The 21061-nt window shown below is 64.5% G+C and carries 22 protein-coding genes; 18 read left to right on the plus strand and 4 right to left on the minus strand.

Going from position 1 to position 21061, the window contains the following annotated elements:
• Positions 1-69: 69 nt before the first annotated feature.
• The 3 genes from secB to LSO07_RS02450 form a co-directional block, all read right to left on the minus strand.
• On the minus strand, positions 70-543 hold the full coding sequence (gene secB / locus LSO07_RS02440; protein ID WP_034783580.1) for a protein-export chaperone SecB: 474 nt from the start codon (positions 541-543) through the stop codon (positions 70-72).
• 160 nt (positions 544-703) lie between these two features.
• On the minus strand, positions 704-970 hold the full coding sequence (grxC, locus tag LSO07_RS02445; RefSeq protein ID WP_070220900.1) for a glutaredoxin 3: 267 nt from the start codon (positions 968-970) through the stop codon (positions 704-706).
• A 25-nt stretch (positions 971-995) separates the two neighbouring features.
• Entirely contained in the window at positions 996-1412 is a 417-nt protein-coding gene (locus tag LSO07_RS02450) for a rhodanese-like domain-containing protein (RefSeq protein ID WP_070220898.1), read from the minus strand.
• A gap of 106 nt (positions 1413-1518) precedes the next feature.
• Here LSO07_RS02450 and gpmA point away from each other — a divergent pair, with 106 nt between their 5' ends.
• The 17 genes from gpmA to LSO07_RS02535 all read left to right on the plus strand — a co-directional run bounded on the left by gpmA (position 1519) and on the right by LSO07_RS02535 (position 19495).
• Positions 1519-2265, plus strand: coding sequence for a 2,3-diphosphoglycerate-dependent phosphoglycerate mutase (gpmA, locus tag LSO07_RS02455; RefSeq protein WP_034753030.1), 747 nt, complete (start codon positions 1519-1521; stop codon positions 2263-2265).
• A 77-nt stretch (positions 2266-2342) separates the two neighbouring features.
• Entirely contained in the window at positions 2343-3806 is a 1464-nt protein-coding gene (locus tag LSO07_RS02460; protein ID WP_034783576.1) for a murein hydrolase activator EnvC family protein, read from the plus strand.
• Positions 3807-3853: 47 nt separating this feature from the next.
• On the plus strand, positions 3854-5347 hold the full coding sequence (locus LSO07_RS02465) for a S41 family peptidase (RefSeq protein ID WP_151092169.1): 1494 nt from the start codon (positions 3854-3856) through the stop codon (positions 5345-5347).
• Positions 5348-5355: 8 nt separating this feature from the next.
• Positions 5356-6117, plus strand: a complete 762-nt coding sequence (locus LSO07_RS02470; RefSeq protein WP_151092171.1) for a HesA/MoeB/ThiF family protein — start codon at positions 5356-5358, stop codon at positions 6115-6117.
• A gap of 93 nt (positions 6118-6210) precedes the next feature.
• Entirely contained in the window at positions 6211-6663 is a 453-nt protein-coding gene (gene gspG, locus LSO07_RS02475; protein WP_034783572.1) for a type II secretion system major pseudopilin GspG, read from the plus strand.
• A 12-nt stretch (positions 6664-6675) separates the two neighbouring features.
• A complete protein-coding gene (locus LSO07_RS02480; protein ID WP_046681998.1) occupies positions 6676-7170 on the plus strand; it encodes a GspH/FimT family pseudopilin in 495 nt (164 codons plus the stop codon).
• Positions 7167-7550: a type II secretion system minor pseudopilin GspI gene (gene gspI / locus LSO07_RS02485; protein WP_034783570.1), complete on the plus strand. Its 384-nt coding sequence runs from the start codon at positions 7167-7169 to the stop codon at positions 7548-7550. The genes LSO07_RS02480 and gspI overlap by 4 nt, the downstream gene beginning before the upstream one ends.
• Positions 7550-8173 (plus strand): PulJ/GspJ family protein, encoded by a 624-nt coding sequence (locus LSO07_RS02490; protein WP_034783569.1) that lies wholly within the window; start codon positions 7550-7552, stop codon positions 8171-8173. The genes gspI and LSO07_RS02490 overlap by 1 nt, the downstream gene beginning before the upstream one ends.
• On the plus strand, positions 8170-9144 hold the full coding sequence (gspK, locus tag LSO07_RS02495) for a type II secretion system minor pseudopilin GspK (protein ID WP_070258549.1): 975 nt from the start codon (positions 8170-8172) through the stop codon (positions 9142-9144). The genes LSO07_RS02490 and gspK overlap by 4 nt, the downstream gene beginning before the upstream one ends.
• Before the next feature lie 19 nt (positions 9145-9163).
• The gene (gspL, locus tag LSO07_RS02500) at positions 9164-10393 is read left to right on the plus strand and encodes a type II secretion system protein GspL (RefSeq protein ID WP_070280028.1); all 1230 of its coding nucleotides are present in this window, start codon (positions 9164-9166) and stop codon (positions 10391-10393) included.
• Positions 10390-10923 (plus strand): type II secretion system protein GspM, encoded by a 534-nt coding sequence (gene gspM, locus LSO07_RS02505; RefSeq protein WP_034783565.1) that lies wholly within the window; start codon positions 10390-10392, stop codon positions 10921-10923. Before gspL ends, gspM begins: the two co-directional genes overlap by 4 nt.
• The gene (locus tag LSO07_RS02510; protein WP_034783563.1) at positions 10920-11696 is read left to right on the plus strand and encodes a type II secretion system protein N; all 777 of its coding nucleotides are present in this window, start codon (positions 10920-10922) and stop codon (positions 11694-11696) included. Before gspM ends, LSO07_RS02510 begins: the two co-directional genes overlap by 4 nt.
• On the plus strand, positions 11693-13942 hold the full coding sequence (gene gspD / locus LSO07_RS02515) for a type II secretion system secretin GspD (RefSeq protein ID WP_070258553.1): 2250 nt from the start codon (positions 11693-11695) through the stop codon (positions 13940-13942). The genes LSO07_RS02510 and gspD overlap by 4 nt, the downstream gene beginning before the upstream one ends.
• A gap of 10 nt (positions 13943-13952) precedes the next feature.
• A complete protein-coding gene (gene gspE, locus LSO07_RS02520; protein WP_034783561.1) occupies positions 13953-15374 on the plus strand; it encodes a type II secretion system ATPase GspE in 1422 nt (473 codons plus the stop codon).
• A gap of 10 nt (positions 15375-15384) precedes the next feature.
• Positions 15385-16605 (plus strand): type II secretion system inner membrane protein GspF, encoded by a 1221-nt coding sequence (gspF, locus tag LSO07_RS02525; RefSeq protein ID WP_034783560.1) that lies wholly within the window; start codon positions 15385-15387, stop codon positions 16603-16605.
• A 15-nt stretch (positions 16606-16620) separates the two neighbouring features.
• Complete coding sequence (locus tag LSO07_RS02530) at positions 16621-17178, plus strand: type II secretion system protein N (protein ID WP_052140217.1); 558 nt, start codon at positions 16621-16623, stop codon at positions 17176-17178.
• 58 nt (positions 17179-17236) lie between these two features.
• Positions 17237-19495 carry a patatin-like phospholipase family protein gene (locus LSO07_RS02535; RefSeq protein ID WP_092609291.1) on the plus strand — a complete coding sequence of 753 codons (2259 nt, stop codon included), beginning with the start codon at positions 17237-17239 and terminating at the stop codon, positions 19493-19495.
• Here the strand turns inward: LSO07_RS02535 and LSO07_RS02540 are convergent.
• A complete protein-coding gene (locus tag LSO07_RS02540) occupies positions 19468-20262 on the minus strand; it encodes a helix-turn-helix domain-containing protein (protein WP_225317153.1) in 795 nt (264 codons plus the stop codon). The two genes, LSO07_RS02535 and LSO07_RS02540, sit on opposite strands and share 28 nt — an antisense overlap.
• 167 nt (positions 20263-20429) lie before the next feature.
• Here LSO07_RS02540 and LSO07_RS02545 point away from each other — a divergent pair, with 167 nt between their 5' ends.
• Positions 20430-21044: an outer membrane protein gene (locus LSO07_RS02545; RefSeq protein ID WP_151092173.1), complete on the plus strand. Its 615-nt coding sequence runs from the start codon at positions 20430-20432 to the stop codon at positions 21042-21044.
• Positions 21045-21061 lie beyond the last annotated feature (17 nt).

Here is a 21061-nt window from a genome sequence, read left to right on the forward strand (position 1 = left end):
TTAACGAAACACGGCGGCCAGGCCGCCGTGTCAGGCCAGCCTTGACGGCTGGCGGGGTCTTGCAAGAGCTTAGTGCGTTTCGCTAGCTGCTGGAGCTGCGGCAGCGGCGTCAGCAATAGCTTGCAGACGTTGTTGGTAGAACACTTCGAAGTTGATCTCGGCCAGGTGCACTGGCGGGAAGCCTGCACGGGTGATCACGTCGGCGATGTTGGCGCGCAGGTAAGGGTAGATGATGTTCGGGCAGCCGATTCCCAGCAGTGGATCGAGTTGATCAGCAGGAATGTTGCGTGCTTCGAAGATACCGGCTTGCTTGCCTTCAACCAGGAAAGCGACTTTTTCGCCGACTTTGGCGGTCACGGTGATGGTCACGGTGGCTTCGAAGATGCCGTCGGCCAGAGGCGCAGCGCCCACGTCCAGAGCTACTTCGATCGCTGGTGCTTCTTGTTCCAGGAAAATAGCTGGGGAATTTGGTTGTTCCAGCGACATGTCTTTCAGGTAGACGCGTTGGATTTGGAAGACTGGTTGCAGATTTTCGTCAGACATGGAACGCTTTCGTTGTAAAGGACAAGAACGGCACACCGTTCAAATATGGTGCTTGCGGTATTCAAACCGCGCCGGGTAGGCGCGGCCAGATCAGGTGCGAGGGCAATTGTATCAAAACAATACGACAAAAAACCAAGCAATTTCTCGAACCCGCTTTATATCAGGCTGCCGTGCCATTTAACAAGGGGTCCAGCTTGCCGGCTTGATCGAGCGCATACAAATCGTCGAATCCGCCCACGTGGGTATCGCCCACATAGATCTGCGGCACCGTGCGGCGGCCCGTGCGTTCCATCATCTTGATGCGCTCTTCCGGGTCGAGGTCCACGCGGATCTTTTGCACGGCGACGCCCTTGGCTTCCAACAGGCGCTCGGCGCGCACGCAATACGGGCACACGGCGGTGCTATACACAATTACTGGGACGGTCATGATGATTCCTTCAGTTAAGGCCGGCTTATTTCGCCAGCGACAAGGTTTTCAATGGCAAACCCTGCTTTTTCCATTCGTCGAGGCCGCCTTCCAGGCTCGTTGCCTCAGCGAAACCGGCTTTGCCCAGCAGGCCGACGGCGGTTGCCGAACGCGAACCTTTCTGGCAAACCACTACAATGGGGCGCGTTTTGAATTTTTCCAGCTCGCCCATGCGTTTTGCCAGTTCCGGCAGCGGAATATTTTTTGCGTCAGGCAAGTGGCCCGTGGCGAATTCTTCCGCGCTGCGCACATCGACGATGATGGTTTTGCCACGGTTGATCAGTTGCGTGACTTCCAGCACGGTCGCGCGCTTGCCGCGCATCGACAGCAGTGGCCAGAGGAGGGCGCCGCCGGAAATAATGACGATGGCAAACAGAAAAATGTGGTCGATAATGAATTTCACGTAGGGTCCAATGGTTTAAGTCAATCCGCGCATTATAAAATAGAAGCTGGACGAGGTCTTTTTACGTTTTGCTTTTTTGATTTGAACCCCTTGAGAAGATAGAACTATGTACAAAATCGTTTTCATGCGTCACGGCGAGTCCACCTGGAACCTCGATAACCGCTTCACCGGCTGGACCGACGTCGATCTGACGGAAAAGGGCGTCAACGAAGCCAAGGCCGCCGGCCAGATCCTCAAGCAGGAAGGTTTTACGTTCGACGTGGCCTACACTTCCGTCCTGAAGCGCGCCATCCGCACCCTGTGGCTGGCGCTCGACGAGATGGACATGATGTATTTGCCAATCAAGAACGACTGGCGCTTGAACGAGCGCCACTACGGCGCGCTGCAAGGCCTGGACAAGGGCGAGACGGCCGCCAAGTATGGCGACGAGCAAGTATTGGTATGGCGCCGCAGCTACGACACACCGCCGCCGCCGCTGGCGGAAGACGACGACCGCGCCTCGTTCAACGATCCGCGCTACGCGGGCTTGCCGAAAGCGTCGATTCCGCTGACCGAATGCCTGAAAGACACCGTGGCGCGCGTGATGCCGGCCTGGGATGAAGAAATCGCCCCGGCCATCCGCGCTGGCAAGAAAATCATCATTTCGGCCCACGGCAACAGCTTGCGCGCGCTGATCAAGATGCTCGATGGCATCAGCGACAGCGACATCGTCGGCCTGAACATCCCGAACGGCCAGCCGCTTGTGTATGAACTGGACGCCGACCTGAAACCGATCCGTCATTACTACCTGGGCGACCCGGCAGCGATTGCGGCAGCGCAAGCGGCCGTGGCGAACCAAGGGAAGGCCAAGTAATTTTGTCGTCTTTCTTCCGCGGCACAGCCATCGCCCCCTCTGCTGAACGACCCCTGCCGGCGTGGCGCGCCGGTGCCATGCTGTGCCTGGCGCTGCTGCTTTCCAGCGGTGCCGCGCAGGGCGCCAAGCCCACCGAACGCAGCAAGCAGAAGGCGGCCGCGGAAGCACAACGTGCTGGATTGCAACAAAAGCTGACGGCGCTCAAGCGCGACATCAGCCGCACGGAAAGCGCCAAGGATGACGCGGCCGATACCCTGGCCGAATCGGAAGAAGCCATTTCCAACGCCAACCGCGCCTTGCGCGACCTGGCGCAGGAGCAAAGCGAGACGGGTGTGAAACTCAATGCGCTGGGGCAAGAGCACCAGCAATTGACGGCCACCGTCGAGAAACAAAAGACGCAGCTGTCCAAGTTGCTGCGTGAACAATATGTCGCCGGCAACGAAGACCGCATCAAGCTGCTCTTGTCGGGCGACAACCCCAACCGCATCAACCGCGACTTGCAATTGATGGCGTACGTATCGCAGGCGCAGGCGCGCCTGCTGGAAGCCTTGCGCGCCAACTTGCTTGCCGTGGAGAAAAACCAGGCGGATGTGCAGAACGCCAAGGATGAACTGGAAGAAATCGCGCAGGAAGAGCGCGACCAGAAAGCCCTGCTGGTGCAGGAGAAGGCGCGCCGCGCGGCATTGCTGACGAGCTTGTCTCAGCGCCTGGTGGCGCAGCGCAAGGAAGTGGGCAATGTCGAGCGCGACGAACAGCGCATGGGCAACCTGGTCGACAAGCTGGCAAAACTGATCGAAGAGCAGGCTGCCGCTGCCGCGGCGGAAAAGAAACGCCAGCAATTGCTGGCCGAGCAACGGGCCGCCGCCAAGGCAGCCGCCGACGCCAAGATCGCGGCGGAAAAACGCGAACGCTTGCTGGCCGCGCGCGCCAAGGCCGCACAGGCGCAGGCTGAACGCGAACGCATTGCGAAAGAGCAACAAAACAAGTCGGGCAAGATCAAGCCGCAAACGCCGCCACCACCGCCCGTGAAACTGGAACCGATCGACGACGACGAACCGCCGCAAGTGGCGAAGGTGACGCCGAAACCCGAACCGAAGCCGGAACCGGAGCCGGAACGCCCAAGCCTGGGACCGGCCGCGCCAGCTGGCGCCTTTGCCAGCCTGAAAGGGCAGCTGCGCGCCCCCGTGGCGGGCAAGATCGCGGCCCGTTTCGGCAGCAAGCGCGGTGACGGCCCCAGCTGGAAGGGCGTGTTCATCCGCACGGGCGAAGGCAGCGAGATCCACGCCATCGCTGGCGGCCGTGTCGTGTTTTCCGACTGGCTGCGCGGTTTCGGCAATTTGATCATCGTCGACCATGGCGGCCAGTACATGAGTATTTATGGCAATAACCAATCGCTGCTGAAACGCGTGGGCGACGCCGTCAAGGGCGGCGACGCCATTGCCAGCGCGGGCAACAGCGGCGGCAACGAGGAATCAGGGCTATACTTTGAACTGCGTCATCAGGGCCGCGCCTTCGATCCAGCCACCTGGGTGAAGTTTTAAGTTCCCACCATTGCTGCGGCAGCGAATTTGTAGATTGCGAAGAATACATGGGTATCAAAGTCAAAAGTATCGGCCTGATCGGTCTGGGCGTTCTGGCCGGCATCGGCATGTCGCTGCAGTTCCCGGCCGTGGCGCAGAAAATCACGAATGCCCCGCTGCCCCTCGACGAGTTGCGCCAGCTGTCCGACGTCTTCGGCCTGATCAAGACCGATTACGTCGAGAAGGTGGAAGACAAGAAACTCTTGACGGAAGCCATTTCCGGCATGGTGTCGTCGCTGGACCCGCATTCTGTCTACCTCGATAAAAATGCCTTCAAGGAAATGCGCGAAAGCGTGCAGGGCAAGTTTGTCGGCATCGGCATCGAAGTGAGCATGGAAGACGGCTACGTGAAAGTCGTTTCGCCCATCGAGGACAGCCCTGCCGCCAAGGCCGGCATCCAGGCGGGCGACCTGATCACCCGCCTCGACAATATCCCGCTGAAAGGCTTGCAGCTGGAAGAAGTCATCAAGAAGATGCGCGGCCAGCCTGGCAGCAAGCTGGTGCTGACGATGTCGCGCAAGGGCGAGAGCAAGCCGCTGGTGTTTCCCATCGTGCGCGAGGAAATCCGCGTGCAAAGCGTGAAGGCCAAGATGGTCGCGCCCGGCTATGCCTGGCTGCGCATCGCCCAGTTCCAGGAACCGACCGTTGATGACATGGTCAAAAAGATCAACGCGCTGTATGCGCAAGACCCCAAGCTCAAGGGCCTGGTGCTGGACTTGCGCAACGATCCCGGTGGCGTCGTGCCGGGCGCCATCGGCGTGGCAACAGCATTCCTTCCGGGCAACTCCGTGATCGTGTCCACCAAGGGCCAGTTGCCCGAGTCGAAACAGGTGTTCTATGGCCGCCGCGAATTCTATGCGCCGCCGGGCGCCAAGGCCGACCCGCTGGCCAAGCTGCCGGCCGCGCTGAAAACCGTGCCGCTGGTGGTGCTGGTCAATGCCGGCTCCGCTTCCGCGTCGGAAATCGTCGCCGGCGCCTTGCAGGATTACCAGCGCGCCACCGTCATCGGCACGCAAACGTTCGGCAAGGGTTCCGTGCAAACCTTGCGCCAGATCACGGCCGACACGGCCGTCAAGCTGACGACGGCCCGCTATTACACGCCGAAAGGCCGGGCCATCCAGGCGCGCGGCATCGTGCCCGACTTGCTGGTCGATGAAACGGCCGAAGGCGATGGCTGGAACAGCCTGCGCATCCGCGAGGCGGACCTGGAAAAACACTTGAGCAGCAACGATGGCAAGCCGGAAACGGCCAAGCCGACGATGGAAGGCATGCAGGATCAGCTGGAAGAAGAGCAACGCCTGATCGCCACGGCGAAAAAGCGCAAACCGCTGGAATACGGCGCCAAGGATGATTTCCAGCTGCAGCAAGCCTTGAACCACTTCCAGGGCTTGCCGGTGCAGCTGGCCAAGGTGGACCCGAAGGCGGAGAAGATCGGCGCCAAGGCGGAAATTGCTTCCGACATCAAGGCCGATGACAAGAAGACTCCTGTACGGAAACCGTAGTCGCCGCCATGAACGACCATCAGCTGCTGCGCTACTCGCGCCACATCCTGTTAGACGAGATCGGCATCGAAGGCCAGCAAGCCTTGCTCGATGCGCATGTGCTGGTGATCGGCGCGGGCGGGCTCGGCTCGCCCGCGGCCATGTACCTGGCGGCCAGCGGCGTCGGCAAGCTGACCCTCGTCGATGACGACACGGTCGACCTGACCAATCTGCAGCGCCAGATCGCCCACACGACGGCGCGCGTGGACCAGCCGAAAGTGCTGTCGGCGCGCGAAACCTTGACCGGCATCAATCCTGAGATCGACATCATCGCCTTGCAGGAACGCCTCGACGGTGCGCGACTGGCCGAACTGGTCTTATCCAGCACGGTGGTGCTCGACTGCACCGACAACTTCGCCACGCGCCACGCCGTCAACCGCGCCTGCGTGGCGGCCAGGGTGCCGCTGGTGTCGGGCGCCGTGATCCGTTTCGACGGACAAGTGAGCGTGTTCGACCCGCGCACGGGCACGCAGCCATGTTATTCCTGCCTGTTTCCGCAGGAGCAGCAGTTCACGGACGAGGCATGCTCGACCATGGGCGTGTTCGCGCCGCTGGTGGGTGTGGTGGGCGCCATGCAGGCGGCCGAAGCGCTGAAACTGATCATGGGCGTGGGAGAGTCCTTGGCCGGACGGCTGCTGCTGCTCGACGGTTTGCACATGGAATGGAGCAGCATGCGCGTCGCGCGCGACCCCGGCTGCGCCGTTTGCGGCCAAGTGGTCTTGCCGGCCTGACAGCCCCCGCAGAAATTTTTCCCTATATGACAGGCTTTGTCATATTTCCGCTTTATACTCTGCACTCATTACTCACCTTCTTCTCTCTTTCTTATGCAAAACGCAGCAAACCGTTCGATACGCCAGCGCCGTGCGCGCGGCTTCACTTTGATCGAAATCATGGTCGTGGTGGTGATCATGGGTATCCTCGCGTCGCTGGTGGTGCCCAAGCTGATCGCCCGCACGGGTGAGTCGAAAGTGGCGGCGGCGAAGGTCGACATCGCCACCGTGATGCAAGCTTTGAAACTGTATCGCCTGGATAACCAGCGCTACCCGACCACCGAACAGGGCTTGCAGGCGCTGATCGAAAAACCGACCACGGGACCGGCCGCGAATGGCTGGAAAGCGGGCGGTTACCTGGAAAAGATGCCGAAGGATCCATGGGGCAATCCGTACCAGTTCCTGTCGCCGGGCGTGAAAGGCGAAGTCGATATCATTTCGCTGGGCGCCGACGGCCAGCCTGGCGGTAGCGGCGACGATGCCGATATCGGCTCCTGGGAACTGTAAGTTTTCCATTGCATGCCTGCCATGACCACCGGCCGTGCACTGCCCCGGCCCCGCGCCAGCGGCTTCACGCTGATCGAGCTGCTGGTGGTGATGGTCATCATTGGCGTCACCCTGGGCCTGGTGTCGCTGAACGCCATGCCGAATGGCCAGCAAGCGCTGCAGAAGGAAGCCGAGCGCATCGCGCTGCTGCTGCAACTGGCGCGCGATGAAGCCATCGTGCGCAGCCGGCAGGTGGCGTTCGAGGCTGACGAAAATCAATACCGTTTCCTGGTCCTCAATGAAAAGCTGTGGCAACCCGTGACGCAGGACGATTTGCTGCGCGAGCGGGCGTTTGCCAACACGCCCATGCTGCTCAGCGTGCAGCCGTCGAACAGCGTAGCCCAGCCTTTGCGCATCATCTTCGGCCGCGAACCGGTCGACAAGCCTTTCGTGCTGACCCTGGCCAGCGGCGAACGCAGCGTGGCCATCCGCGCCGACGGCATCGGCCACTTCACGGTCGAGCAATGATGCGGCTCCCACGTCATGGCCGCCAGCGCGGCTTCACTTTGCTGGAAGTCCTGGTCGCCCTCGTCATCGTCGGCACGGCCCTGGGCGCCTCGCTGCGCGCCGTCGGCAGCCTGACGCAGAACAGCGATGGCTTGCGCAGCGCCATGATGGCCACCTGGTCGGCGGAAAACCACCTGGTGCGCTTGCGCTTGGCGAAGACGTTCCCGCAGACGGGCAAGCGCACGGTCGATTGCCCGCAGGGCGACCTGAAACTGATCTGTGAAGAAGAAGTGGTGGCCACGCCGAATCCCCGCATCCGGCAAGTGCGCGTCAACGTGTATGACGCGCAATATCCGGCCCGGCGCATCGTGCGCCTGGTGTTACTTTCCTTTAACGACTGATGGCGCGCCGCACTGTTCCTGCTGGCGGTTTCACCCTGATCGAGCTGCTCGTGGCGATCGGCATCCTGGCCATGGTCGCCGTGCTGGGCTGGCGCGGCCTGGACAGCATCATGCGTTCGCGCGAAGTGCTGACCAGCCAGCTGGAGCAGGCGCGCGGCATGCAGCTGGCGTTTGCCCAGATGCAAAGCGATTGCGACCACCTGGCCGGCGCCGGCTTGAGCACGAGTTTGCTTAATGGCCGCATCAACCTGTCGGCGGAAAATGACCGCCTGACTCTGGTGCGCCTGGCCGCGTCGGAACAGGAACCGCAACAGTTGCAAGTGGTCACTTACCGCCTGCGCGGCGGCGTGCTGACGCGGCGCGAGTCGAACGGCACGCGCGACCTGGCCGTACTTGACACCTTGTGGCAGGCCGCGCGCGACGATACGGATACCTCCAGCGCCGACGTGGCCCTGATGCAGGGTGTCGACAGCATGGTCATGCGCGGCTGGAGCAATGGCGCCTGGAATGTGCTGACGGCGGGCGCCACCATCTCCAAGCAGGTGCCGGGCCTCGAAGTGACCTTGCAGATGCCGGGGCAGGACGCGGGCCTGTCCAAAGTCTTTTTACTGGGGCCGGGATGAAGCCGTTTACGCGCCCTTCGCGCCAGCGCGGCGTGGCCGTCATCACGGCCTTGCTGCTGACGGCGCTGGCGATTACCGTCGTCGCCAGCCTGTTCTGGCAACAACAGGTGCAAGTGCGTTCGATGGAAAACCAGCGTTTGCGCCTGCAGACGCAGTGGGCCATGCGTGGCATGGTCGACTTTGCCCGCTTCTGGCTGCGCCAGGACAATCCCATGCTGACGGCCGCCGACGGCGTGTGGGCCACGCCCATCGAGGAAGCGCGGCTCGACGATTATGTGGACCGCGAAAAGGTCGACACGGAAAAATTCGACGCCACCGTCTCGGGCCGCGCGCTCGACGCGCAGGCGCGCTTCAATATCACCAACCTGGTCGACGCCACGGGCAGCATCAATCCGAAACAGGTGCTGGCCTACCAGCGCCTGTTGGCCAACATGAAGCTCGACAGCGGCCTGGCGCAAGCGACGGCCGACGCCGTGCTGCGCGCGCGGCCGAAACCACGCACTGCCGACAGCGGCGCCGATGGCAAGACGCCCGTTGCCACGCCTGCCACGGGCGGCAGCAGCGAGCCGGTGGCCTTCACGCAGGTCGAGGATTTGCTGGCTGTGCCCGGCTATACGCCGCAGATGGTCGAGCAGCTGCGCGATGTCGTCATCATCTTGCCGGAGATCACAGGAGTCAACGTGAATACGGCGCCGGCCGAGGTGTTGGCGGCCGTGACGATGATGTCGCTGTCCGAGGCCAGCGCCCTGACCTTGAGCAATCCGCGCAAAAAGTTTGTCGATAAAGCAAATTTCCAGAATAATATTAATGCTGAACTGATTGAAGGCGTGGAACTCGATGTGAAGAGCCGCTATTTCCTTACCGTCATCCGCGTGCGGCTGGACCGTGCCGCCCTGGATGCCGTGGCGCTCATCAATCGAAAAACGGATCCGCAGCGCACCACCAGCCTGGTCTGGTTGCGGGAAAATTAACAGCTGAAAGCGAGTCACTTTGACAATATTGTATATCCGTCACCCGGCCAAGGCGTCCACCGACAGCGCGCCTGCCTGCTCCTTCGTGCTGGCCGGCGACGGCGGCGCCCTGCTGCAGCAAGGCAGCGCGCCGCTGGGCAGCCTGGGCCAGTTGATTGCCGGCGCGAAGCAGGTGGTGCTGCTGCTGGCCGCAGCCGACGTGACCCTGCTGCGCCTGAAAACGCCGCCGCTGGCTGGCGCCCGCTTGCGCGCGGCCTTGCCCGGCCTGGTGGAAGAACACATCCTTGGCGACACCCAGGATTGCCTGCTGGCCGCTGGCGCGCCCGACGCGGCCGGCATGCGCACGGTGGCCGTGGCGCAGCGCGCCTGGGCCGAGGTACTGGTGAAGGCCTTGCTGGCGCAGGGCGCGCGCAAGGTGGCGCTGCTGCCGTCGCAGCTGTGCCTGCCTTTGCAGCCGGGCAGCGTGACGGCCGCCCTGCAGGCAAGCGGCGACGGCCTGGAACTGGCCTTGCGCCAGGCGCCGCAAGAGGGCCTGGGCCTGGTCTTGCCAGCCCAGCCGCAGCAGGCGTTGCTGACGACGCGCGCGTTTGCCGGCGACGTGCCCCTGACGGTCTATGTGGCGCAGGCCGAGCTGGCGCAGTATCAGCAGCTCGCTGCAGGCATGGATGGCGTGACGGTGGAGCTTGACCATTGGGCGCACTGGATCGCCGGCGCCAAAAATGCGGGACTGGACCTGGCTGCCGCCCTGGGCACGGCGACGGGATCGGCCACCGAATGGCGCCGCTGGCGCTGGCCGCTGCGCCTGGCGCTGCTGGCCGTGATCGTCAACCTGGCCGGCATGAATATCGAATGGATGCGGCTGAAGCGCGAGGCCGCCACCGTGCGCACCTCGATGCAGCAAACCTTCAAGGCCGCGTATCCGAACGAAGCGCCCGTGTATGGCCTGGAAGCGGAGCAGATGCGTCGCAATATCGCTGCTGCCCGCCTGCAGGGCGGGCAAGCCAGCATGGATGACTTCACCAGCATGAGCGCGGCGCTGGGCGAAGCGCTGGGCGGCCTGGCCGGACGCGGCGTGGTGGCGTCGCTGGAATACCGCGAGCGCAGCCTGATCGTCAGGCTGAAGCCGGACATGGTCGACGCCAGCGCCCAGGCGCAGGTGCGCGACGGCCTGGCCGCGCGCAAGCTGGCCTTGAATGAAACGGCGCCGGGCGTGTGGAAGATCACGCCGGCCACGGGAGCAAAAGCATGAGTGCAGCAGTCAACAAGGCGCGCGCCGCGTGGGCGGGGCAGCAGCAGGCCGTGCAGGCCTTCTGGGCCGAGCGCACGCAGCAGGAGCGCAAGCTCTTGAGCATCGGCGGCGTGGTGGCGGGGCTGGCCCTCGTCTACGCCGTATTCTTCGAGCCGGCCTGGACGGGCCGCATCGCCTTGCAAAAGAGCTTGCCCGAGCTGCGCCAGAACGCGGCCCAGCTGCAGGCGCTGGCGCGTGAAGCGGGCGACCTGGCGCGCCAGGCACCCGTGCAGGTGGCACCCATGAGCCGTGACAGCATTGACGCCTCGCTGAAAGCGCGCGGCCTGGCGCCGCAATCGCTGTCGCTGACGGGAGAGTACGCGCGCGTGCAGCTGAATGGCGTGCCATTTGCCAGCGTCATGCTGTGGCTGGACGGCTTGCGCCGCGAAGGCCGCGTGGCGGTGCAGGAAGCAAAAATTACGGCGCAGGGCAAGGCGGGACTGGTCGATGCCAGCCTGACCTTGCACCAGAGCCCGGGCGCGGCGCGATGATGCGCTTGCTTGCCTGGCTGCTGGCCATCATCGTCAGCGTCTGCGTCACCCTGCTGGTGTTTTTCCCGGCAGGCTGGGTGGCCAGTATCGTGGAAAAGCAGACGGGCGGACGTTTGACCTTGGGCGATGCGCAAGGTACCCTGTGGCGCGGCTCGGCCTTTATCGGCGGGGCGGCCAGCGCGAATGGCGCCGTGACGCCGCTGCTGCCGGGGCGCTTCAGCTGGCGCATTTCGCCATCCGTGCTGTGGGGATCGGTGGATGTGGAATTGCAGAATGCGCAGGCGCTGTCGCAGGCGGTGAACCTGCGCGGTTCATGGTCGCACTGGCAGGTCAGCCCGGCGGCCCTGCTGCTGCCGGCCGATGGCCTGGGCGGCCTGGGGGCACCTTTGAATACCGTGGCGCCGACGGGCAGCATGCGCCTATCGTGGAGCACCCTGCAACTGGCACTGGAAAAACAGCAGTTTTCCGCCGTCGGCCGCACGACCTTGCAAATGACGGACATGGCGTCGCGCCTGTCGTCCTTGCGTCCGCTGGGCAGTTATGAGCTTGATTTTGATTGGCAGGGGCAGCAGGCGGCATTGACCTTGCGCTCCATCAGGGGACCGCTGCTGCTCGACGGCAGCGGCAGCCTGCAACAGGGGCGCATGCAGTTTTCCGGCCAGGCCCAGGCCGCAGCAGGATATGAAGAGACCTTGGCGAGTTTGTTGAATTTGCTGGGACAGCGCCGTAGCAATAGCGAAAAAAACATCATCGCCTTAGAGTTCAGACAATGAAAAAACCATCCGTGAGCCCAAATAAATCCACCTTCTCGCTGCGCCGCCTCTCGGCCGCCGCCTTGCTGTGCTGTTCCGTGGCCGGCATGCCGGCGCCCGTCTGGGCCGCACCCGGCGACGAAGCGGCGCTCAATTTTGTCGGCGCCGACATCGAGTCCGTGATCAAGGCGGTGGGCCATTACACCAACATCAATTTCGTCATCGACCCGCGCGTCAAGGGCACGATCACGCTGGTGTCGGAAAAATCGATCAGCAAGACGCAGGCCTTCGCCCTGCTGGCATCGGCCTTGCGCCTGCAAGGCTATGCGGTGGTCTCCGGCGACGGCTATGCGAAAGTGGTGCCGGAAGCGGACGCCAAGCTGCAATCCGTGCCGACCCAGGTGGGCAACGGCGCCAGCCAGGTGAAGGGCGACCAGATCGCCACCCAGGTGTTTTACCTGAACTATGAATCGTCGGCCAACCTGCTGGCCGTGCTGCGCCCTTTGATTTCGCCGAACAACACGATCAACGCCAACCCGGGCAACAACTCGCTGGTGATCACCGATTACGCGGATAACCTCAAGCGCCTGGCGAAGATCATCGCCGCGCTCGACGTACCCGCCTCGACGGATCTGGACGTGATCCCCGTGCGCTATGCCATCGCGTCCGACCTGGCCTCGATGGTGAACAAACTGATGGAAGGCGGGAATGCGGGCGGCGCCGCAGGGGCCGATGCGGGCAAGGTCTCCGTGCTGGCCGATCCGCGCACCAATTCGCTGGTGCTGCGCGCACCGTCGGCGGCGCGCGCCAACCTGGCCAAGTCGCTGATCTCGAAGCTGGATCAGCCCACCACGCAGCTGGGCAATGTGCACGTGGTGTACCTCAAAAATGCGGACGCCACCAAGCTGGCGCAAACCCTGCGCTCGGTCGTGACGTCGGACGGCACGGCCGCCTCGGCACAGCAGCCGACCAGCAACAGCCTGAATACGAATAACCAGAATAACCAGGGCAGCGGCATGAACAGCACTGGCCTGGGCGGCAATACGCAAAGCGGCACCTCGGGCGGCGCTTCGCTGAGCAACGGACCGCAGCAGCTGTCGTCGGGCGGCGCGGCCGGCTTCATCCAGGCCGACGCTTCCACCAACACCCTGATCCTGACCTGCAACGAGGCTGTCTACCGCAACCTGCGCGCCGTGATCGACCAGCTCGACGTGCGCCGCGCCCAGGTCTACATCGAGGCGCTGATCGTCGAAGTGACGTCGGCCAAGGCCTCCGAATTCGGCGTGCAGTGGCTGGGGCTTTCCGGCGACAGCAACAGCAGTTACCGCGTGGGCGCGCTGCAGTCGTTCGCCGGCGGCACCGACAACAATATCGCCAAGCTGGCGCTGGGCGGCGGCAAGGTGCTGCCGACGGGCGGCCTGACGCTGGGCATCTTCAAGCAGATCAACGGCGCGCTGGGCCTGGGCGCCGTGGCGCATGCGCTGGAATCGGACGGCAACGCGAATATCCTGTCGACGCCGAACCTGATCACCCTGGACAACGAGCTGGCCACCATCAAGGTGGGCCAGAACGTGCCTATCCTGACGGGCCAGTACACGAGCACGGCCGGCACCAACACGAATCCGTTCCAGACCATCGACCGCAAGGAAGTGGGCCTGACCCTGAAGGTGCGTCCGCAGATTTCCGAAGGCGGCACCATCAAGCTGGGCATCTATCACGAAACGTCGAGCGTGGACAAATCCACGTCGACGGCCGTCAGCGGCATCACCATCAACAACCGCGTGATCGAAAACAATGTGCTGGCCGACGATGGCCAGATCATCGTGCTCGGCGGCCTGATCGAGGACAGCACGGGCGACAATGCGGAAAAAGTGCGCGGCCTGGGCGACATTCCCCTGATCGGCAACCTGTTCAAGTACCAGACGCGCGAGCGCAAGAAAACCAATCTGATGATCTTCCTGCGCCCTGTCATCGTGCGCAACAAGGAGCAGAGCGGTAGCCTGGCGGCCGACCGCTACGACTACATGCGTTCGGCCGAGACGGCCGCCGTGCCGGCGTCGGGCAATTTGATGCTGAAAGACCTGGGCACGCCTGTGCTGCCGGCCTTGCAGGATGGCCAGCCGGTGGGCGGCAACATGGTGACGCGTCCCGTGCCGCCGGCGCCGACGCCGCCGCCAGGCGCGCCGGCCAACGCGGCCACGCCGCCGCAGTCGCTGCTGCAGCAATACCAGCAGCAGCCGCAACAGCTGCCGCAGCCGCAGAAGTGATGGGACAGCCATGAGTAATCTGCTTCCCTACGCCTACGCGCGCGATTTCGGCTTGCTGGCCCGGCCCGGTGCCGTCGACGGCGCACCCGTCGACGTGCTGGTGGCCGCATCGACGGCGCCGGCGGCGATTGCCGAAGTATCGCGCCGTTTCGGCCAGATCCAGTTGACGGTGCTGCCGCGCGCCGAACTCGATGCGGCCATTGCCGGCGCCTACGCGGGCGGCGGCGGCGATGCGTCGCAGATGGCCGATGAATTCGACGCCGACCTGGATTTGACCAAGCTGCTGCAGGACGTGCCGGCCATCGAGGATTTGCTCGAATCGTCCGACGACGCGCCCGTCATCCGCATGATCAACGCGCTGCTGACGCAGGCGCTGCGCGAAGGCGCGTCCGACATCCACATCGAACCGTTCGAGCAGACCTCCGTCGTGCGCTTCCGCATCGACGGCAGCCTGCGCGACGTGGTGCGCCCCCGTAAGGCCATCCACGGTTCGCTGATCTCGCGCATCAAGATCATGGCGCAGCTCGACATCGCGGAAAAGCGCTTGCCGCAGGATGGCCGCATCACCCTGCGCGTGGGCGGAAAACCCGTCGACGTGCGCGTCTCGACCCTGCCTACCGGGCATGGCGAACGGGCCGTGCTGCGTTTGCTGGACAAGGAAGCGGGCCGCCTCGACCTGCAGCACCTGGGCATGAGCGCGCCCATGCTGGGGCAGTTCGATGGCCTGATCACGCAGCCGCACGGCATTGTGCTGGTCACGGGCCCCACCGGCTCGGGCAAGACGACGACCTTGTACGCGGCGCTGTCGATGCTCAACGCCACCACGACGAACATCCTGACGGTGGAAGACCCGATCGAGTACGACCTGGCCGGCGTAGGCCAGACGCAAGTCAATCCGCGCATCGACATGACCTTTGCGAAGGCGCTGCGGGCGATCCTGCGGCAGGACCCGGACGTGATCATGATCGGCGAGATCCGCGACCTGGAAACGGCGCAGATCGCCGTGCAGGCATCCTTGACGGGCCACCTGGTGCTGGCGACCCTGCACACGAACGACGCTTCGGCGGCCGTCACGCGTTTGCTCGACATGGGCATCGAACCGTTCCTGCTGTCGTCGTCGTTACTTGGCGTACTGGCGCAGCGCCTGGTGCGCAAATTGTGCGGCTCCTGCAAGACCTTCGACGGGCAATACTGGCAGGCCGTCGGCTGTGAGCATTGCGGCCAGACGGGCTACCAGGGCCGCGTGGGCGTGTACGAGCTGCTGCGCACGACGGAACAGATCCGCGCGCAGATCCACAACCGCGCGTCGGAAGCGGAAGTGCGCACGGTGGCCCTGCAGGATGGCATGACGAGCATGCGCGACGACGGCGAACGCTGGCTGCGCGACGGCACCACCACGCAGGCTGAATTGCTGCGCGTGACCAAAGACTAGGCCCGCCACCATGCCCGCATTCCGCTATGAAGCCGTCGACGCCCAGGGCGCCACCCGCAAGGGCGTGCTCAATGCCGACAGTCCCCGTTCCGCGCGCGCCGAGCTGCGCGTGCAAGGCCTGGTGCCGCTGGCCGTCGAACCGATCGCCGCGCAGGTCGATGCCGCCGGCGTCACCAAACGGCGCGGCTTCGGCGAGCGCCTGTCCAGCACCGAGCTGGCCCTGTTTACGCGCCAGCTGGCCAGTTTGCTGGAAGCGGGCCTGCCGCTGGAGCAGGCGTTTTCCGCCTTGCTGGAACAGGCCGAGCGGCCGTATTTGCGCGACCTGATCGCCTCGATCCGCTCGGAAGTGATCGGCGGCGCCGCGTTTTCCGACGTGCTGGCGCGCCATCCGCGCGATTTCGCGGAGATTTACCGGGCGCTGGTGGCGTCGGGCGAGCAGATCGGCCATCTGTCGCGCGTGCTGTCGCGCCTGGCCGACTACATCGAGCGGCGCAACGCGCTGGTGCAGAAGGTCAAGCTGGCCTTTACGTATCCGGCCATCGTCACGGTGGTGGCGTTTTCCATCGTGATCTTCCTGCTTACCTATGTGGTGCCGCAGATCGTTTCCGTGTTCGCCAATACCAAGCAAAAGCTGCCCATGCTCACCGTGATCATGCTGGCGCTGTCGGATTTCGTGCGCAACTATGGCCTCGTCGTGGCCGTGATCCTGGCCGGCGCCTGGTTCGCCTGGCGCCGCGCGCTGCAGCAGCCGGCCCTGAAACGGCGCTGGCATACCTGGCTGCTGACGGCGCCCCTGTACGGCAAATTCGAGCGCAGCCTGAACACGGCGCGCTTTGCCAGCACCCTGGCCATCACCACGGGTTCCGGCGTGCCGATCCTGCGCGCGCTCGACACCAGCCGCGACACGCTCACCAACGTGGCGATGCAGGAGCTGGTACAGGAAGCCAGCGGCGCCGTGCGCGAGGGCGTGAGTCTGGCGCGCGCGTTGTCGGCGCAAAAGCATTTTCCGCCGATGCTGATCCACATGATACGCGCCGGTGAAATCACGGGCGAGCTGCCGGCCATGCTGGAACGCGCCGCCAGCGCGCAGGAACAGGACCTGGAGCGCCGCACCCTGACGATTGCCGGCCTGCTGGAGCCGGCCCTGATCCTGGCGATGGGCGTGGTGGTGCTGCTGATCGTGCTGGCCGTGCTGATGCCGATTATCGAAATCAATCAGCTCGTAAGATAAGAATCCAAGGAAGCCATGAAGCGTTTGCCTCAAGTTACAAGTTTGCTCGCCGTCGTGGCGCTGTCCGTATCGCTGGCCTATTGGGCCATGCAGCTGTTCAAGGCGCCGCAACGTCCCATCAACCCGCCCGCCGTGCCGGTGGTGCAGGATGCCAGCGTGGAGGCGGGCGCTTCGCTGTTTGGCGGGCAGGTCAGCGTGGCCACGGCCAGCAATTACCAGCTCAAGGGCGTGGTCGCCGCCGGCAATGGCCGCGGCAGCGTGGCCATCATCTCGACCGATGGCAAGCCTTCCGTGGCCCTGCCGGAAGGCGCCGAGGTGGTGCCAGGCGTGACGGTGCTGGAAGTGCATGCGCGCCACGTGCTGCTGCGCGATGGCGGCGTGAGCAAGCGCATCGACCTGGTGGCCGATGACAAGGCGCTGGCCTTGCCGGGGCAAGTGTCCGCCACCCCAACGCCGGCCGCGGCCCCTGCGCCGGTCTCGAACCTGGTGCCGCCGCCGCTGCCGATGGAGCAGCAGCGGCCGGCGACCATGATGCCGGCGCCGCAAGTGAGCAGCGTGCCGCCGCCGAATTAACGCTGTTCTTATCGTATTTTGCCGATGGCGCCATGCCGCCATCGCTACAGGAGTCTTCATGTTCTCGATCCGTGCCGTCCTGGCGGGCTGCGTGGCGGCGCTATGCGCCTTGCCGGCGGCTGCCGCAGCCGACGTCCCCGCCGCCACTACCTCTACCTCCGCTGCCACCCTGGCCGTGCCCGCGACCGTGGCGGCGCGCCCGCGCATCGCCCTGGTGCTGTCGGGCGGCGGCGCGCGCGGCCTTGCGCATATCGGCGTATTGAAAGTGCTGCAGGAGCTGCATGTGCCGATCGACATGGTGGTCGGCACCAGCATGGGCGGCGTGGTGGGCGGCGCGTATGCGGCCGGCGCTTCCGTGGCGGACCTGGAAAAGATGGCGCGCGAGACCAACTGGGCGCGCGTGGTGGCCGACCGGCCGCCGCGCGACGAACTGGCATTCCGCCGCCGCGAGGAAGATTTGTTGCTACCGTCGCGCATCGAATTTGGCGTGAGCCGCAACGGCATTTCCACGCCGCCGGCGGCGGCCAGCAATGCGGCGCTGGAAATGGCCTTGAACCGCCTGCTGCCGGCCGGCATGCGCGACCGCCCCGCCAGCCAGCTGCCGCTGCCCTTCCGTTCGGTGGCGTCGGACCTGGTCAATGGCGAGCTGGTCGAGCTGGTCGACACGCCCCTGTTCCTGTCGATGCGCGCCTCGCTGGCCGTGCCGGGGGTGTTTGCGCCCGTGCGCGTGAACAACCGGCTGGTGGTCGATGGGGGCCTGGTGCGCAACCTGCCCGTCGACATGGCGCGCGCCATGGGCGCCGACATCATCATCGCCGTCAACGTGGGCACGCCGCTGGCGCCGGAAAAAGACCTGGGCAGCGCCATCGGCGTGGCGCAGCAGATGCTGCAGATTCTCACGGAGCAGAACGTGCAGCGTTCGCTCAAGGAGCTGCGGCCGCAGGATATCCTGGTGGCACCCGATTTGACGGGCGTGAGCTTCCTCGACTTTGAAAACTATGCGCGCGCCATGCGCGCCGGCGAGCAGGCGGCGCAGGCCTTGGCCGCCCGCCTGGCGCCGCTGGCCCTGCCGCCGGAACAGTATGCGGCGCGCGAGCAGCTGCGCCTGGCCGCGCCGGCCCTGCTGGACGTGGCCCTGCCGCTCACGCGCCTGGCCGTGGAGAGCGAAGGCGATATCAATCCGCGCATCCTGCAGGCGCAATCGGGCCTGGTGGAAGGGCAGGCGGTCAGCCAGGAAGATGTGCTGGCGGCGGCGGCCAAGCTGTATGGCCGCGGCGACGTGGCGCGCGTGGAGACGGACGTGGTCGACGCGGGCGACCAGCGCGCCGTCACCATCAAGGCGGTCGAAGCGCCGTGGGCCAGCAACCGCCTGCGCGTGGGCCTGGAACTGGCCAGCGATTTCAGGGACAGCAATAATTTCGCCCTGAAGCTGCTGCATGCGCGCTCGAACCTGAACAGCTGGGGTGGCGAGTTGCGCAGCACGGCGCAGATCGGTAATACGCGCGGCTATGGCGTGCAGTTCTGGCAGCCGCTGGGCGCCGGCAACCCGTGGTATATCGCGCCGCAGTTGCAATACACTTCGTCGGCGATGGATTTGTTCGACAAGGGCCGGCGCAGCGCGCGCCTGGCGTATAACGGCCAGACAGCTGCACTGGTGCTGGGGCGCCAGTTCGGTACCTGGGGCGATCTGCAGTTCGGCGTCGCCCGTACGGAAGTCAAGGGCAAGCTGGCGATTCCGGCCGACCCTACGCAGCCGGAGTCGCGCGCGCTGGGCACCACGCAGTTCGTGCGATTCCGCGCCGATACGCTCGATTCGCCGGGCTTTCCCACGCGCGGCGTCCTGCTTGAGGCCATCTGGGCGCGCGATACGACCACGGGGGTGGGCGAGGCGGCTCTGGGCCAATCGTCCATCACGGGGTTGAAGGCCTTTGGCCGCGGCAACTGGGCCGGTCACGTGTATGGCGAATGGGCGCGCTCGCAGCGTGACGAAGCGCCGCTCAATCTCGGTGGTTTCCTGCGCTTGTCCGGCACGGAATTTGACTCGGTGAGAGGACGCAGTATCGCCTTCGCGCGCTTCGTCATGGCGCGCCGCATCGGTTCCCTGCCCAGCACTCTGGGCGGCGTCGTGCGGGCCGGTTTTTCACTGGAAATGGGCGGCGGCTTCGATCAGAGCGAGCGCTGGAAAGCCAGCAAGTTCACGCAGGCCAGCAGTGCCTTCATCTCCGTCGATACGCGCTTCGGTCCCGTGTACGTGGCATCGGGCGCGTCGAAGGGCGGCGAGAGCACCTTCTATCTGTTCCTGGGACCGGTCTGGTAAACGGCGCCTGGCGCGGTGGACGAGGCGGACGCCGTGCTGCGGCGCAGGGCCGTGAAGGCGGCGAATTCCCATGAGCGAAAGCCCAGCAGCAGGGTAAAACCGTCGCGCTCGGCAGGCGCAAGGCGCCGGTCGTTCTGGTGCAGCCGCGCCAGTTCCTCGGCCAGCTGGCGGATCTTTTGCACCAGCTCCTGCGCGCTCGACAGCGACAGGCGCGCCGGGATGCACATCAGGGTTTCGCCGGCGCCGTCAAAATGCCCGCTGAAATAATCGGCCACCACGTGTTCGCGGAAGTACTGCTGCACCGGACCGTCGGCCAGCCAGTGGAAGGCGTTCGAGACGCGCAGGCTGTAGCGGTTCAGCGGCTTGAGTTCGATCAAGCCCAACCGGTCCAGTTCGGCCAGGCAGCCGATGCATTCGGCCTGCGTCAACGCATACGTTTCCACCACCTGCTCCAGGCTCCAGTGGCCGAGGCAGCAGATCGCCACCAGCAGCAGGCGCGGATGCGCCACCAGCGACTTTTCCTGCACCAGCGTGAGCGTGTCGGCATGGGGCGTGATGTCGGCCGCGCCGCGCAGCACGTCCTCCATGGCGATGCCCGAGGCCTTGCAGATCAGGGCCAGGCGCGACAGCGACATGTCGTGCTGGCCAAACATGCGCTTGACGCTTGATTCGCTCATGCCGATGCGTTCGGCCAGTACCTTGTAGGTGATGCCGGCGGCGCGCAGTTGGGTGCGCAGTACGCGCAAAACCAGTTCAGGTGAACTCACGATAGTTCCTTTATGCAAGTTTGGTAGCGGATGACGGTACCGAATGTAGCCGTTAATGGCACTTTGCACAAGGTGATAGTACTTTTCGGCAAAAGCGATGACACTCCCGCTTGTGGCTCGCGCAGCGCGCTACAACCAGGCAATCCATCCACTTGTAGAGGTTATCCATGTTCCCATCTTTCCGTTTCCCCGCAGCGCTGCTGGCGCTGGCCACCATCGCCCCCCTGCATGCCGTCGCAGCTGAACCGGCACCGGGTCCGTTCTATGCGGGCGCCAGCTATGGCTTTCGCGCCAGTAGCGGCCTCGATTGCATCGCCGGACAAAGCGATTGCGACAAAAGCAGCAAGCGCAATGGCAAGGCCTACCTGGGTTACAGTTTCGACGCGCTGCCGTTTCAGGGCGGCGTGGCCCTGCCTTCGATTGAGCTGGTGGGGTACATGGGCGGCGAGGTCAAGTCCGGCTTCGACACGGAGGCGGGCAAGCGCGCTGGCCGCGGCAAGTTCACGGGCCTCGGCATGCAGGGCGTGCTCGGTTACCAGTTTGACGCGTTTACATTGAGTGGCCGCGCCGGCGCGGCATACACGCAGGGCAAGGTCGATTATCTGGGCGGCGGTTCGGACAAGAAGAGCAAGATCGGCCTGACCTACGGCATCGGCGCGGCGTATGCGCTGAACAAGAATTGGTCGCTGCACCTGGACTGGGACTGCGTGCCCGTCAAGTACAACAGCAAGCAAACGACCAAGGTCGACATGTTTTCGCTGGGCGCGTCCTACCGCTTCTAAGAGGGACGTTCAGCAGA

Source organism: Janthinobacterium sp. PLB04, assembly GCF_021165895.1.
Classification (GTDB): Bacteria; Pseudomonadota; Gammaproteobacteria; order Burkholderiales; family Burkholderiaceae_D; genus Janthinobacterium; species Janthinobacterium lividum.

What these genes read in the sequence shown, in the direction of transcription:
- gspK (WP_070258549.1), top strand. Translation starts at nt 8,170, where the DNA reads ATGAAGCCGTTTACGCGCCCTTCGCGCCAGCGCGGCGTGGCCGTCATC.
- LSO07_RS02470 (WP_151092171.1), top strand. Translation starts at nt 5,356, where the DNA reads ATGAACGACCATCAGCTGCTGCGCTACTCGCGCCACATCCTGTTAGAC.
- LSO07_RS02530 (WP_052140217.1), top strand. Translation starts at nt 16,621, where the DNA reads ATGAAGCGTTTGCCTCAAGTTACAAGTTTGCTCGCCGTCGTGGCGCTG.
- gpmA (WP_034753030.1), top strand. Translation starts at nt 1,519, where the DNA reads ATGTACAAAATCGTTTTCATGCGTCACGGCGAGTCCACCTGGAACCTC.
- grxC (WP_070220900.1), bottom strand. Translation starts at nt 970, where the DNA reads ATGACCGTCCCAGTAATTGTGTATAGCACCGCCGTGTGCCCGTATTGC.
- secB (WP_034783580.1), bottom strand. Translation starts at nt 543, where the DNA reads ATGTCTGACGAAAATCTGCAACCAGTCTTCCAAATCCAACGCGTCTAC.
- LSO07_RS02460 (WP_034783576.1), top strand. Translation starts at nt 2,343, where the DNA reads ATGCTGTGCCTGGCGCTGCTGCTTTCCAGCGGTGCCGCGCAGGGCGCC.
- LSO07_RS02545 (WP_151092173.1), top strand. Translation starts at nt 20,430, where the DNA reads ATGTTCCCATCTTTCCGTTTCCCCGCAGCGCTGCTGGCGCTGGCCACC.
- gspM (WP_034783565.1), top strand. Translation starts at nt 10,390, where the DNA reads ATGAGTGCAGCAGTCAACAAGGCGCGCGCCGCGTGGGCGGGGCAGCAG.
- gspD (WP_070258553.1), top strand. Translation starts at nt 11,693, where the DNA reads ATGAAAAAACCATCCGTGAGCCCAAATAAATCCACCTTCTCGCTGCGC.
- gspF (WP_034783560.1), top strand. Translation starts at nt 15,385, where the DNA reads ATGCCCGCATTCCGCTATGAAGCCGTCGACGCCCAGGGCGCCACCCGC.
- LSO07_RS02510 (WP_034783563.1), top strand. Translation starts at nt 10,920, where the DNA reads ATGATGCGCTTGCTTGCCTGGCTGCTGGCCATCATCGTCAGCGTCTGC.
- gspE (WP_034783561.1), top strand. Translation starts at nt 13,953, where the DNA reads ATGAGTAATCTGCTTCCCTACGCCTACGCGCGCGATTTCGGCTTGCTG.
- LSO07_RS02465 (WP_151092169.1), top strand. Translation starts at nt 3,854, where the DNA reads ATGGGTATCAAAGTCAAAAGTATCGGCCTGATCGGTCTGGGCGTTCTG.
- LSO07_RS02490 (WP_034783569.1), top strand. Translation starts at nt 7,550, where the DNA reads ATGGCGCGCCGCACTGTTCCTGCTGGCGGTTTCACCCTGATCGAGCTG.
- LSO07_RS02535 (WP_092609291.1), top strand. Translation starts at nt 17,237, where the DNA reads ATGTTCTCGATCCGTGCCGTCCTGGCGGGCTGCGTGGCGGCGCTATGC.
- LSO07_RS02480 (WP_046681998.1), top strand. Translation starts at nt 6,676, where the DNA reads ATGCCTGCCATGACCACCGGCCGTGCACTGCCCCGGCCCCGCGCCAGC.
- gspI (WP_034783570.1), top strand. Translation starts at nt 7,167, where the DNA reads ATGATGCGGCTCCCACGTCATGGCCGCCAGCGCGGCTTCACTTTGCTG.
- gspG (WP_034783572.1), top strand. Translation starts at nt 6,211, where the DNA reads ATGCAAAACGCAGCAAACCGTTCGATACGCCAGCGCCGTGCGCGCGGC.